The organism is Streptomyces sp. NBC_01485 (assembly GCF_036227125.1).
Lineage (GTDB): Bacteria > Actinomycetota > Actinomycetes > Streptomycetales > Streptomycetaceae > Streptomyces.
Genome location: NZ_CP109435.1, coordinates 6,342,582 through 6,354,905 on the forward strand (window position 1 = coordinate 6,342,582; position 12,324 = coordinate 6,354,905).

Here is a 12,324-nt window from a genome sequence, read left to right on the forward strand (position 1 = left end):
TGGTGTCAGCCGACCGACGTCACCGGCCCGCACAGGATGGCAACGATGTCAACCCGTACGGCAGCGGCCCCGCTGTGGTCAAGGATCCGCTCCCGGATCCTCGCCGATTGCGAGTAGTACTGGACGGCCTGTTCCACGCGATGCAGGTGGGCATTGACCCGGCCGAGGTCGTGCAGCACATACCCCTCTCCGACCAGGTCGCCGCTCGCCCAGACCATGGAGAGGACCTCGAGCAGGGTCCGTTCCGCCGCCTCGTACTGCTGCTGGTACATCAGCATTTGGCCAAGCCGCCGCAGTGCGAGGGTCTGGCCCCGGACGAAGCCGGCCGACAGACAGATCCCGAGAGCCTCGTCGAGATACGAACGGGTTCGTACGAAGTCCGCTCGCCGCATCGTGATGTGTGCCATCTCGCCAAGCACGTACGCCCGGCCAATGACGTCCCGCGCCCGCGCGAAGTAGCGCTCAGCGCTCTCGTAGAGGGCCAGCGCCCGATCGTCGTCACCGTGGTGCCGCTCGATGCGCGCCAGGTCACGCAGGCACAGTGCTTGACCGCTCGGCTCCCCGATCCGCTCGAAGATCTCCAAAGCGGTGCTGAGGTAAAGGCCTGCTGCCTCAGGCTCGCCCCGGTACAGGTGCAGGGTCCCCAACGAGCCGAGAACCGCCGCCTGGCCCCGCTCGTTGCCGGCCTCCTGTACCGCGGTCAGCGCTATCTGATGGGTGCGCTCCCAGAGTTCGGGATAGCCACGGGCCTCGAAGAGCGTCACCAGAGCCGTGGCCAGTTCCCAGCACAACTCGTCCAGCCCGGACCGGGCCGCCAACTCGACCGCGTTCACCAGGTTGGTCTGCTCGCTCTCCAGCCACCCGAGCGGGTCGCGCAGGCACCGCTGTACATGGTCCTCCGGCGGATACCACCGTTCGGCCAGGCCCGTCACGATGGTGTACGCACCGCCGTAGATCTCTTTGTGTGCCCTCTCCACGAGCGCCATCCAGCCACCGACCATACGCCGCACTGCTCCGGCGCGTTCTGCCGCGGAAATCTCCGCCTGTAGCCGCTCGTGCGCGAACGTCCGCACGAGCTGCGACATTCCGCATCGGAACTGTCCGCCCTCGTTCATGGCGGCGATGTCGAGGAGCCTCATGTCGATGAGCGGTTCCAGCAGGTCAGCCGGGTGCGCCGTGCGGTCGTCGAGGAGGGCGGCCCCCAGCCAGCTCGGCATCTCCGTCCCCTCGGCCAGGCTGATCAGGCACAGCAGGCGGCGGTCGGCTGCCGCCAGGGCGTCGTAGCTGAGCGAAAGACTTGCCCGGACCGACAGTTCGCCGTATGCCAGCTCGTCCAACCGGCGGTGTTCGTTCTGGAGCCGGTGCCACAAGGAGGTCAGTGACCGGTGCGGGCGCGCGGCCAGGCGCGCGGCGATGATACGCAGCGCGAGGGGCAGCCCCCCCACCAAGCATATGAGGGCCCGCGCCGCTTCCGGCTCGCGCTCCACTCGGCGCTCTCCAATGATCTGCCCCAGGAGCTGGACGGCCTGTTCCGGGCTCAGCGGCTCCACATCGAACCGGCGGGTGCCCGGCAGCGCCGTGAGCTGGCCGCGGCTGGTGACCAGCACACCGCTGCTGCCGGTTCCGGGCAGCAGCGGCATCACCTGTGACTCGCTCACCGCGTCGTCCAGCAACACCAGGATCCGGCGATCGGCCAGCAGGCTGCGGTACATCTCCGCGCGCTCGTCGAGCGCATCGGGTATGGCCTGGCCCGGTACGCCCAGCGCCCGGAGGAACCGCTCCAACGCCTGGGCGGGGCCCACGGGTTGTCCGCCCGGCCCTCGGAGCTCGCAGTAGAGCTGTCCGTCCGGGAAGTACTCGGTTGCGAGTCGGTGCCCCACGTGCCTGGCCAACGTGCTCTTGCCGACACCGGGTCCGCCAAGCATCAGGACCACTTTCAGTTGCCCCTTTTCCTGTCCCTCGGTGACGGCGTCGCAGACCGCTGAAACGGTCGTGTCGTCGGCTACGAAGTCGCCGATGTCGGCGGGAAGTTGCCTTGGGGTTACGCACAGGCCGGGATCGGCACCACGCTTTTGCGCCGCCTCAAAGAGGGGCGTCGCCACGAGAGAATGCGGTTCGGCCGGTTCAGCCAGTGCCTGGTCGGCGTCGTCGGTCAGGATCGCTTGCGCGAGGTCGCGTAGTTCCCTTCCCGGGTCCAGGCCCAGTTCTTCGGTGAGCATCACGCGGCCCTGGTGGTAGATGTCCAGCGCCTCCGCCTGCCGGCCCGAGCGGTACAACGCCACCATGAGGTGCCCCCGCAGCCGCTCGCGCAGCGGATGGTTGGCGACAAGCTGCTGCAGTTCGCCGACCAGGTGCTTGTAACGGTCCAGCTCCAGCTCCAGCCGCATGCAGGTCTCCACAGCGTCCAGGCGGCTCTCGTCCAGTTGCGCTGCCGTACCGGCCAGGACTTCGCTGGGTACACCGGCCAGGCACCGGCCCCGCCACAGACCTGTCGCCGAGCGGAACAAGTCCACTGCGGGCGCCTTCAGACCATCACGGGCCAGGGCATGCGCCTGTGTCACCAGGCGCCGGAAGTTGCCGACGTCGGTCGCATCCTCGGGCGCCCTCAGGATGTACCCGCGAGCGCGGGTCTCGATGGTGGCGTCGACTCCCCCGTCCGCCAGCGCCTTGCGGAGCCGGGAGACGCAGATCTGCACCTGGGCGCGTGCGGTCTTCGGCGGATCGTGAGCCCAGATGACATCCACGAGATACGTGGTCTCCACCAGCCGGTTCAGTTCGAGCACCAGAGCCCCGAGGATGATCTCCTGGCGCCCCGGTGCCACGTAAACGGCCCCGAGCTCGCCGCTCACCTCAAGCGGCCCGAGCACCAGGAAAGGAGCCGCCGCCACGCCAGTTCCGTCGTAGCCTGCCGAGGCTGCCATGCGCACATCCTGTTTCTGTGGTAGCTGCCAGATCTGGTCCGGCTCGCGCGGTCGGGCAGCGGAAATCATGCTGGCCTGACTACTCAGCCGCAACCATTGGCCAATGTAAGTGCTGCCTGCATCGGCTAGATGCGTACCTGACGCGAAAGGTTCCATGGCTGATCACGGATGTCTCGAGACCGCTTGGCGGGCGATGCGCCGTGGTGGTCCTCAGGGGCACGTTCATGGTACATGCGCCTTCCCCGGTGAAGGTGGGCACGCGGTTATTGATCACGCGGCGAGCGTGAGTTCAGCGGTGTGGTGCCGGTGTTCTGAGGGGCCTCGCGTTTTCCGGACAGGCTTCTGACCGTTTATTTCACGCGGCGATTCGCAACTTCTCGTACTCGGCGTGGACTTCGCGCGGAGGGCGGTAACCCACCGCCGAGTGGAGGCGTTTGCGATTTTACCAGAATTCGATGTAGCGAGTGATATCCTGCCGGGCGGCTTCGCGGGTCAGGTAAGTCACCCTTGATACGCGCTCGTTCTTCAGGGCGCCGAAGAACGATTCGGCCATGGCGTTGTCGAAACAGATCCCGGTGCGGCCGGAAGATCTGCGGAGCCCGAACCGGTCGAGCGTCTTCCCGAACTCGGCTGACATGTAGTTGCTTCCGCGGTCGGAGTGAAATATCGCGCCGGCCAAGAGGTTCCTGTTCCGTGCCGCGTTACCTCGGACTACTCCACCCAGTTCCGTAAGGTGGTCAAGACCCTGGGTTACGAGTGGTCGCCCCATGATCTTCGCCACTGGTTCGCGACGACCGCTCTCAGCAAGGGTCTGCCACTGTTGGATGTATCCAGATGGCTCGGCCACGGCAGCATCAAGGAGACGGCGGACACGTACGCACACCTCACCCCGGACTCCACCAGTCGGGCCGTCGAGGTGATGAACGAGGCGCTGAACCAGCACCGTGCTGACTAGGTGCTGACTCGGGCCCCATGGGCTGACGTTTTCGCAGGTCGGAGGGGTTGTTTGAGATGTGCGGACGGTATGCAGCGAGTCGCAGGCCCGAGGATCTCGCAGGGGTCTTTGAGATCGAGAAGTGGGAGCCCGAGGAGCCCGAAGAGGCCTGGGCGCCCGACTTCAACGTGGCGCCCACCAAGGAGGTGTACGCCGTTCTCGACCGTCCGTTGAAAGACGCCGCGGACAAGCGCCCGGTTCGGCAGTTGCGCAAGCTGAAGTGGGGGCTCGTGCCCTCCTGGGCGAAGACTCCCGAGGGCGGCGCCCGGATGATCAACGCGCGCGCCGAGACCGTGCACGAGAAGCCCTCGTACCGCCGTGCCTTCGCCGCCCGGCGCTGCATCCTGCCCGCCGACGGCTACTACGAGTGGGTCACCGGCAAGGACGAACGGGAGCTGGAGGTCGAGGGGAGGAAGAAGCGGCCGCGCAAGCAGCCCTACTTCGTGCTCCCGGCCGACGGTTCGGTCTTCGCGATGGCCGGGCTGTACGAGTTCTGGCGGGACCGCACCCTGCCCGACGACCATCCGCAGGGCTGGTGGGTGACCTGCTCGGTGATCACCACTGAGGCGGAGACCTCCCCGCTCGCCGTGGCCCCCGCCGACGGCCCGCACGCCCTGGCCGACATCCACCCCCGGATGCCGCTGATGCTCACCCCGGACCACTGGGACGCCTGGCTCGACCCGGCGCGCACGGACGCCGAGGACCTGCGGTCGCTGCTCGAACCCCCGCCGGCCGGGCTGATGCGCGCCTACCCGGTGTCCTCGGCCGTCAGCAACGTCCGCAACAACGGCCCGGAGCTGCTGACGGAGCTGGAGGGGCCCGAGGAGGGCACACTCTTCTGACGTGAGCACCAAAACAGTCGAGGTCGAGACCGACGCCGGTACCGCCCGTCTCACCTGGCACCGCGCCGCGAAGCCGAGGCTCGTCCTCGCCGTCGGTCATGGGGCTGGTGGTGGCATCGAGGCCCGGGACCTTCAGGCCCTCGCCGCCGTGCTGCCCGGGCACGGGGTGAGCGTCGCCCTCGTCGAGCAGCCCTGGCGGGTGGCCGGGAAGAAGGTCGCCACCGCGCCGAAGACCCTCGACGTCGGCTGGCGCGGGATCTGGCCGGCCGTCGCCGGGTCCGGCCTGCCGGTGATCTCCGGCGGGCGCTCGGCGGGCGCGCGGGTCGCCTGCCGTACGGCGACCGAGCTCGGCGCCCACGCGGTGCTCGCGCTGAGTTTCCCGCTGCACCCGCCGGGGCGGCCCGAGAAGTCCCGCGCCGCCGAACTGCTCGGCGCGGGGGTGCCCACCCTCGTCGTCCAGGGCGGCAACGACCCCTTCGGGAAGCCCGGGGAGTTCCCCGAGGGCGGGTACGAACTCCGCGAAGTGCCGTACGGCGACCACGGGTTCGCCGTGCCCAAGCGGGCCGCGATCACGCGGGAGCGGGCGCTGGAGATCGTCACCGCCGAAGTCGTCCGGTGGGTCGCGTCACTCGGGTAAGAGCGCGGGTAAGAGCGGGGAATGCGGAAAGGCGGCTCGCTGTTGAGGCGGACAGAAGTGCTGAACGACCGGCGTCGATGCCGGTGGGATCAGCGAGATCTGTGAGATCAGTGAGATCAGTGAGATCAGTGAGATCAGTGAGATCAGTGAGATCAGTGGGAGAGGAAGTCCGCCGCATGGGTTCGACCATCTGCCCGGGCCGCAACAGCCGCGCTGAGCTGGACTGGACGGTCCTGCCCGCGGCCAGGACCGCCCCTGTTCGAGCGGCGGCCGGCACGGGTAGTCGTCTATCCTCCGATTCGAGTGGGATCGGTTTCGGTTCTGCCCGCGATCTTGAGGAGGTGGGTCCGGTCACCGGTACCGACGCAGGGACCGACAACGGCCAGGCGGAGCTGCCCGAGGGCCAGGGCACGAGCGGGGAGACGGGCACGGAGACGAACACCGAGTCCACCGCCGAGCGCAGCGCGCGCTTCGAGCGGGACGCGCTCGAGTACCTCGACCAGATGTACTCGGCCGCGCTGCGCATGACGCGCAACCCGGCCGACGCCGAGGACCTGGTGCAGGAGACCTACGCGAAGGCGTACGCGTCCTTCCACCAGTTCCGTGCGGGCACCAACCTGAAGGCCTGGCTGTACCGGATCCTCACCAACACCTTCATCAACTCGTACCGCAAGAAGCAGCGCGAACCCCAGCGCTCCGCGGCCGAGGAGATCGAGGACTGGCAGTTGGCGCGCGCCGAGTCGCACATGTCCACAGGTCTGCGCTCCGCCGAGTCGCAGGCGCTGGACCACCTGCCCGACTCGGACGTGAAGTCGGCGCTGCAGGCGATCCCCGAGGAGTTCCGCATCGCCGTGTACCTCGCGGACGTCGAGGGCTTTGCGTACAAGGAGATCGCGGACATCATGGGGACACCCATCGGCACGGTGATGTCCCGGCTGCACCGGGGCCGCCGTCAACTGCGCGGCATGCTCGAGGACTACGCCCGTGAGCGCGGGCTGGTCCCGGCCGGTGCCGGAGAGTCGAACGAAGCGAAGGGTTCGGGCTCATGAGCTGCGGAGATCCGCACGAGACGGACTGCAGTGAGGTCCTCGACCACCTGTACGAGTATCTCGACAGCGAGATGCCCCCTCTCGACCGGGACAAGTTCCAGCACCACTTCGAGGAATGCTCCCCCTGCCTGGAGAAGTACGGGCTGGAGGAGGCCGTGAAGAAGCTGGTCAAGCGGTGCTGCGGGCATGACGACGTGCCGAGCGACCTGCGCGCCAAGGTGCTCGGCCGGCTCGACCTGATCCGGTCCGGCCAGGCCGTCCCCGACCACGACGTGACCGTCACGCCGCAGGAGTCCTGACCCCGGTCCTCCTGACCCCGCCGTAGTCACCCGAATGTGCTAATCCGCGGGTGATACGCCTGCGGACCCACCCCGGCCGTCCTAGGCTCCAGGGCCTGGACAGGCACGGCGCCTGCGACAGGCACGGCTGGGGGAGGCGTCATGGAGGGCATCGCGGCGCCGGCGCGCGCGTACGTCGCCTGTGTCGCCCTCGCCGCCCTCCTCTGCCTGGCCCCGACGGCCGTCCCGTCCCTCCCCGGTGTACGCACCCCCTGGTGGGCCGTCGCCCTGCTCGCCGCCCTGTACGCAGGCGGCGAGCAGATCGCGCGGCGCAGGTTCGCCGGCACCCTCCACCCCGTGCTGCTCGCCGGGGCCTTCCTGCTCGCGCCGGCCGCCGCCGCCCTCGTCCCGCTGCCCGGGGCGCTGTTCTCGCACGTCGAGCAGCGCCCCTTTCTGCTGCGCCGTCTCTGGCGGGCCGCGCAGTCCTCGCTCGCCGTGTGGGCCGCGGCCCACACGCACGGGGCGCTCGGCGGGCGGGACGCCGTGACCGGCTCCGACTTCCCGTACGCGCTGCTGCCGGCCGGCGCGGCCGTGCTGGTGTTCTGCGCCGCGCTCGCCCTCCTCGACGGCGGGATGCTCGCCCTCGCCGAGGGGCAGCCGCTGCGCCGGGCCTGCCGGGGACTGTTCCTGCGCTCCCTCGCCCCCCTCGCCGTGCACGGGCTCGCCGGGCTGATGATGGCCGTGCTGTGGCGCAGCCCCTACGGGCCGGTCGCCGCGCTGCTCGTGCTGTTCCCGATGGCCGTGTCGTGGTGGGTGTTCGCGCAGTACCACCGGGAGCGCGCCGCCCACCAGGCGACGATCCGCGCCCTGGTGCAGGCCGTCGACATCAAGGACGGCTACACGCGCGGGCACAGCGAACGCGTCGGCCAGGCCTCGATGATGATCGGCCGCGAACTGGGCATGGACGAAGAGCGGATCGAGGTGCTCCGCTTCGCCGGGATCCTGCACGACGTCGGCAAACTCGGCGTCCCCACCCGCCTGTTGCGCAAGGACGGGCCGCTGACGCCCGAGGAACGGCGGGTGATCGAGCTGCACCCCGAGTACGGGCACGAGATCACCCGGGGCATCTCCTTCCTCGGCGAGGCCCGCTCGGCGATCCTCCACCACCACGAACGCATCGACGGCACCGGCTACCCGTACGGCCTGCTGGGCGGTCAGATCCCGGAGCCGGCCCGGGTGGTCGCCGTCGCGGACGCCTTCGACGCCATGACGTCCACCCGGTCCTACAGCAGGGCCCGGCCGGTGAGCGTGGCGCTGGAGGAGCTGCGGCGGTGCGCGGGCACCCACTTCGACCCCCGGATGGTCACGGCGCTGACCCGGGTCATCGGGCGCGACGGCTGGCATCCGCTCGTGACCGCCGAGGAGCCCCGGCCCACCGTGCCCTCGCCCGCCCAGGCCCCCGACGACCGGTCCGAGGCCCGCCGATGACCTTCCGCCGCACGCTCGCCGCCCTCTGCACCGTCGCCGCCCTCCTCGTCACCGGCTCCCTCCTCGTCACGTTCACGACGGGCGTCGAGGAACGCCCCGTCGCGCTCGCCTTCGGGATCCTCGTCGCCGTCGGCGAGCTGACCCGGTGGAGCGGGCCCGGGCTGCGCGAGGCCGCGCCGCTCGGCGCCGCCGGGTCACTGGCCTACGCGCTGGTCGGCGAGCACGCCGGGCACCCCACGCACCACGGGGTCGCGCAGGTCGTGTCGGTGATGGTCGCCGCCTCCCTGCTGGGCAGCGTGCCGCATCTGGCGCGCGGGCAGGGGCCCGTCCTCGACCACCTGGTCCGCCGGGTGCTGGCCGTCGGGTTCGCCGCCGTCTGCTTCCAGCCCCTCTACAACCACGGCGTCTTCGACGGCTGGAGCGGCCCCGCCTACGCGCTGCTGCTGCTCGCGCTGCTCGTCCTGACCGTCCTGTGCGACGCCGTGGTCGCCGCCGCCCTCGCCCACTCCCGCACCGGCTGGCCGTTCGCCCCGCTGCTGCGGGACGAGCTGCGGGCGGTGCCCGGGATCGGGTCGGCGGTGTGCGCGACGGGCGCGGTGATGGCGCTCGCGGTGGCCGTCGTCGGCCTGTGGGCGCTGCCCGTGTTCTCGGTGCCGCTGCTGCTCACCCAGCTGTCCCTGCGCCGGTACGCGGCCGTCCGCGCCACCTACCGGCAGACCATCGCCTCGCTGGCCCGCGCCACCGAGATCGCCGGCTACACCCCGGCCGGGCACGCCCGCCGGGTCGCCGCCCTCAGCCAGGCCGTGGGCCGCGACCTCGGGCTGCCGGAGGCCGAGCGGGCCGTCCTGGAGTACGCGGCCCTCATGCACGACATCGGGCAGCTCAGCCTCGTCGACCCGGTCCCGGCCGGCGCCACCGCCGGCCTGCCGGCGGCGGAGCAGCGGCGGATCGCGCTGCTCGGCGGGGCCGTCGTCCGGCAGACCGGGGCGGGCGCCCAGGTCGCGGCGGTCGTCGAGCGGCAGGCCGACCCCTACCCGGAGCAACCGGTGGCCGCCCGCATAGTCCGGGTGGTGAACGCGTACGAGGAGAAGGTGCAGGGCGCGGGCCCCGGCGGACCCCTCACGGCCCTGGAGGAGCTGCGCCTCGGTACCGGCGGGGAGTACGCGCCGGAAGTGGTGGAGGCGCTGGCCAGGGTGCTGTCGAGGAGTTGTCTGACCTTGTCCGCGGGTGGGTAACCCATGGGTAATGAGCGGCCCTCCGGCCACACGTGGTTGGATGCGAGGGAGAGAGTGTCCGGGGGCACTGGCCAGCCCACAGAACGGAACTGGCAGGCGGGAATCGTGAGGATCTTCGGCAAGGGACGGCACCGGCCCTCCGCCTCCTGGCGGCAGGCCACCGACCGCGCGTTCACGCTGATCGGCGACGGGCGGTACGAGGACGCGGGCGCGCTGCTGACACGTGCCGCCGACCTGGAACCCTGGCTGTCCGAGTCCTGGTTCAACCTCGCCCTGCTGCACAAGTTCCGCCACGACTGGGAACAGGCCCGCACCGCCGGTCTGCGCGCCGTCACCCTCCTCGACCGCGAGACCGGGGCGCCCGACTGGTGGAACGTCGGCATCGCCGCCACCGCACTCCAGGACTGGCCGCTGGCCCGCCGCGCCTGGCAGGCGTACGGGCTGCACGTGCCCGGCGACGCCACGGGCGCGGGCGAGCCCGTCGGCATGGAGCTGGGCAGCGCGGCCGTCCGGCTGTCGCCCGAGGGCGAGGCCGAGGTGGTGTGGGGGCGCCGGCTGGACCCCGCCCGCATGGAGGTGCTGTCGATCCCGCTGCCCTCCTCCGGGCGGCGCTGGGGCGAGGTCGTGCTGCACGACGGGGTGCCCCACGGCGAGCGGACCACCTCCTCCGGCCACTCCTACCCGGTCTTCGACGAGATCGAGCTGTGGGCGCCGTCGCCCGTGCCGACCTGGGTGGTCCTCCTGGAGGCGGCCGGCGAGGCGGACCGGGACGCGCTGGAGCAACTGGCGGCCGACGCGGGGTTCGCGGCGGAGGACTGGTCGTCCTCGGTGCGGCTGCTGTGCCGGATGTGCTCGGAGTCGCGGATGCCGTCCGACGAGGGGGACGGCGAGCATCTCGACCCGCACGATCACAGTGAGCCGGGACACCCCGGGCCGCTCGGGCATCGGACCGACGGGCAGTTGTGGGTGCCTGAGCGGGAGTGCGGGGTGGCTGCGCCGGCTTCGCTGGTGAGGGGGTTGCTGGACGGGTGGGTTGCGGACAGCCCTGATTCCCGTGACTGGCGGGATCTCGAAGAGGTCTGTTAGACCGGTGGGTCGCTGCGGCGCCGTCGTGGCTGGTCGCGCAGTTCCCCGCGCCCCTGACGGGGGCGCGGCCCCCGTAGGCTGTACTCGCAGAAATTCTCAAGGTTGCAGGAAGGCATCGTCGGCATGGCGCAGCAGGACACCGATCAGCAGCACGTGGGCGTGCTTCCCGTGGACGACGAGGGCTTCGTCATCGACACCGAGGAGACGGAGGCGCGTGAGCTGGCCTGGCGTACGGCCGGGGCCGCGCGGCCGATCACCGTCGTCGGGAACCCGGTGCTGCACAAGGAGTGCAAGGACGTCACCGAGTTCGGCGAGGAGCTGCGGCAGCTCGTCGCGGACATGTTCGCCTCGCAGCACACCGCCGAGGGCGTCGGCCTGGCCGCCAACCAGATCGGCGTCGACCTGAAGGTCTTCGTCTACGACTGCCCCGACGACGAGGGCGCCCGGCACACCGGCGTCGTCTGCAACCCCAGGCTCGTCGAACTCCCCGCCGACAGGCGCCGGTTGGACGACAGCAACGAGGGCTGCCTGTCGGTGCCCACCGCCTACGCGGCGCTCGCCCGCCCCGACTACGCCGAGGTGACCGGGCAGGACGAGCAGGGCAACCCGATCAAGGTGCGCGGCACCGGCTACTTCGCCCGGTGCCTTCAGCACGAGACCGACCACCTGTACGGCTACCTCTACATCGACCGGCTGTCCAAGCGCGAACGCAAGGACGCCCTGCGGCAGATGGCCGAGAACGAGCCCCGCTACGCCGTCGTCGCCAACGACTGAGCCTTACCCGCACCCGGGCCGCGGAACGTGCGGCGGTAGGCGTTCGGGGTCGTCCCCAGCGCGGTCACGAACTGGTGGCGCAGCGCGCCCGCCGTGCCGAAGCCGGCCCGCCAGGCGATCGCGTCCACCGTCTCGTCCGTCGCCTCCAGCAACTGCTGTGCCAGCAGCACCCGTTGGCGCAGCAGCCAGCGGTAGGGCGTGGTGCCCGTCTCCTGCTGGAAGCGGCGGGCGAAGGTGCGCGGGGACATGTGGGCGCGTTCGGCGAGCTGCTCGACCGTGACCTCCTGGTCGAGGTGCTGCTCCATCCACGCGAGCACGTCGCCGACGGTGTCGCAGCGCGAGCGGGGCAGCGGCCGTTCGATGTACTGGGCCTGGCCGCCGTCCCGGTGCGGCGGCACCACCATCCGCCGGGCGATCCGGTTGGCGATCTCGGGACCCTGCTCCTTGCGGACCAGGTGCAGGCAGGCGTCGATCCCGGCGGCCGTGCCGGCCGAGGTGATCACCGGGTCCTCGTCGACGTAGAGCACGTCCGGCTCGACGGTCGTGCCCGGATACTGCCGGGCCAACTGCTCGGCGTGCCGCCAGTGCACCGCGCACCGCCGCCCGTCCAGCAGCCCCGCCGCGCCCAGCACGAACACCCCGGAACAGACGCTGAGCACCCGCGTCCCCCGGTCCACGGCCCGGCGCAGCGCGTCGAGCAGCTCCGGCGGGAAATCCCGCTTCCCGTACGTGTCCCCGGCCGGTACGGCGATCAGGTCGGCGCTCTCCAGCCGCTCCAGCCCGTGCCGCGTGCTCAGGGAGAAGCCGGCGTGCGTGGTCAGCGTCGGCCCCTCCGCCGAGGCGACGGCGAAGTCGTAGACCGGCAGCCCCTCGTCGCTGCGGTCGATCCCGAAGACCTCGCAGACGACGCCCAGCTCGAAGGGGTGCACACCGTCCAGCAGGACCGCGACCACGTTTTGCAGCATGGTGCCAGTGTGCCTGAAGAGTGGCAGTAATTTGAAGGTGTACGGCAGTCCTGCC

The 12,324-nt window shown here is 70.7% G+C and carries 12 protein-coding genes; 9 read left to right on the forward strand and 3 right to left on the reverse strand.

Annotated features, from left to right (window positions below; all coding sequences use genetic code 11):
* Nucleotides 1-5: 5 nt before the first annotated feature.
* Both OG352_RS28800 and OG352_RS28805 read right to left on the reverse strand, forming a co-directional pair.
* Nucleotides 6-2,990: an AfsR/SARP family transcriptional regulator gene (locus tag OG352_RS28800; RefSeq protein ID WP_329220901.1), complete on the reverse strand. Its 2,985-nt coding sequence runs from the start codon at nucleotides 2,988-2,990 to the stop codon at nucleotides 6-8.
* A gap of 373 nt (nucleotides 2,991-3,363) precedes the next feature.
* Complete coding sequence (locus OG352_RS28805) at nucleotides 3,364-3,558, reverse strand: IS3 family transposase (protein WP_329220902.1); 195 nt, start codon at nucleotides 3,556-3,558, stop codon at nucleotides 3,364-3,366.
* Nucleotides 3,559-3,579: 21 nt separating this feature from the next.
* Here OG352_RS28805 and OG352_RS28810 point away from each other — a divergent pair, with 21 nt between their 5' ends.
* From OG352_RS28810 to def, 9 genes are all read left to right on the forward strand, one after another.
* A complete protein-coding gene (locus tag OG352_RS28810) occupies nucleotides 3,580-3,876 on the forward strand; it encodes a tyrosine-type recombinase/integrase (protein ID WP_329220904.1) in 297 nt (98 codons plus the stop codon).
* A 56-nt stretch (nucleotides 3,877-3,932) separates the two neighbouring features.
* Entirely contained in the window at nucleotides 3,933-4,757 is an 825-nt protein-coding gene (locus tag OG352_RS28815) for an SOS response-associated peptidase (RefSeq protein WP_329220905.1), read from the forward strand.
* Nucleotide 4,758: 1 nt separating this feature from the next.
* Nucleotides 4,759-5,394: an alpha/beta hydrolase family protein gene (locus OG352_RS28820; protein ID WP_329220907.1), complete on the forward strand. Its 636-nt coding sequence runs from the start codon at nucleotides 4,759-4,761 to the stop codon at nucleotides 5,392-5,394.
* A 341-nt stretch (nucleotides 5,395-5,735) separates the two neighbouring features.
* Nucleotides 5,736-6,443, forward strand: coding sequence for a sigma-70 family RNA polymerase sigma factor (locus OG352_RS28825; RefSeq protein WP_329220909.1), 708 nt, complete (start codon nucleotides 5,736-5,738; stop codon nucleotides 6,441-6,443).
* Nucleotides 6,440-6,742 (forward strand): mycothiol system anti-sigma-R factor, encoded by a 303-nt coding sequence (gene rsrA, locus OG352_RS28830; RefSeq protein WP_093780851.1) that lies wholly within the window; start codon nucleotides 6,440-6,442, stop codon nucleotides 6,740-6,742. The genes OG352_RS28825 and rsrA overlap by 4 nt, the downstream gene beginning before the upstream one ends.
* Before the next feature lie 141 nt (nucleotides 6,743-6,883).
* Entirely contained in the window at nucleotides 6,884-8,209 is a 1,326-nt protein-coding gene (locus OG352_RS28835) for an HD-GYP domain-containing protein (RefSeq protein ID WP_329220911.1), read from the forward strand.
* Nucleotides 8,206-9,444, forward strand: coding sequence for an HD-GYP domain-containing protein (locus tag OG352_RS28840; protein ID WP_329220912.1), 1,239 nt, complete (start codon nucleotides 8,206-8,208; stop codon nucleotides 9,442-9,444). The genes OG352_RS28835 and OG352_RS28840 overlap by 4 nt, the downstream gene beginning before the upstream one ends.
* 105 nt (nucleotides 9,445-9,549) lie before the next feature.
* Nucleotides 9,550-10,530 carry a tetratricopeptide repeat protein gene (locus OG352_RS28845; protein WP_329220913.1) on the forward strand — a complete coding sequence of 327 codons (981 nt, stop codon included), beginning with the start codon at nucleotides 9,550-9,552 and terminating at the stop codon, nucleotides 10,528-10,530.
* A gap of 123 nt (nucleotides 10,531-10,653) precedes the next feature.
* Nucleotides 10,654-11,304 carry a peptide deformylase gene (gene def / locus OG352_RS28850; RefSeq protein ID WP_329224004.1) on the forward strand — a complete coding sequence of 217 codons (651 nt, stop codon included), beginning with the start codon at nucleotides 10,654-10,656 and terminating at the stop codon, nucleotides 11,302-11,304.
* Here the strand turns inward: def and OG352_RS28855 are convergent.
* A complete protein-coding gene (locus OG352_RS28855) occupies nucleotides 11,280-12,269 on the reverse strand; it encodes a GlxA family transcriptional regulator (RefSeq protein WP_329220915.1) in 990 nt (329 codons plus the stop codon). The two genes, def and OG352_RS28855, sit on opposite strands and share 25 nt — an antisense overlap.
* Between the last annotated feature and the right edge of the window lie 55 nt (nucleotides 12,270-12,324).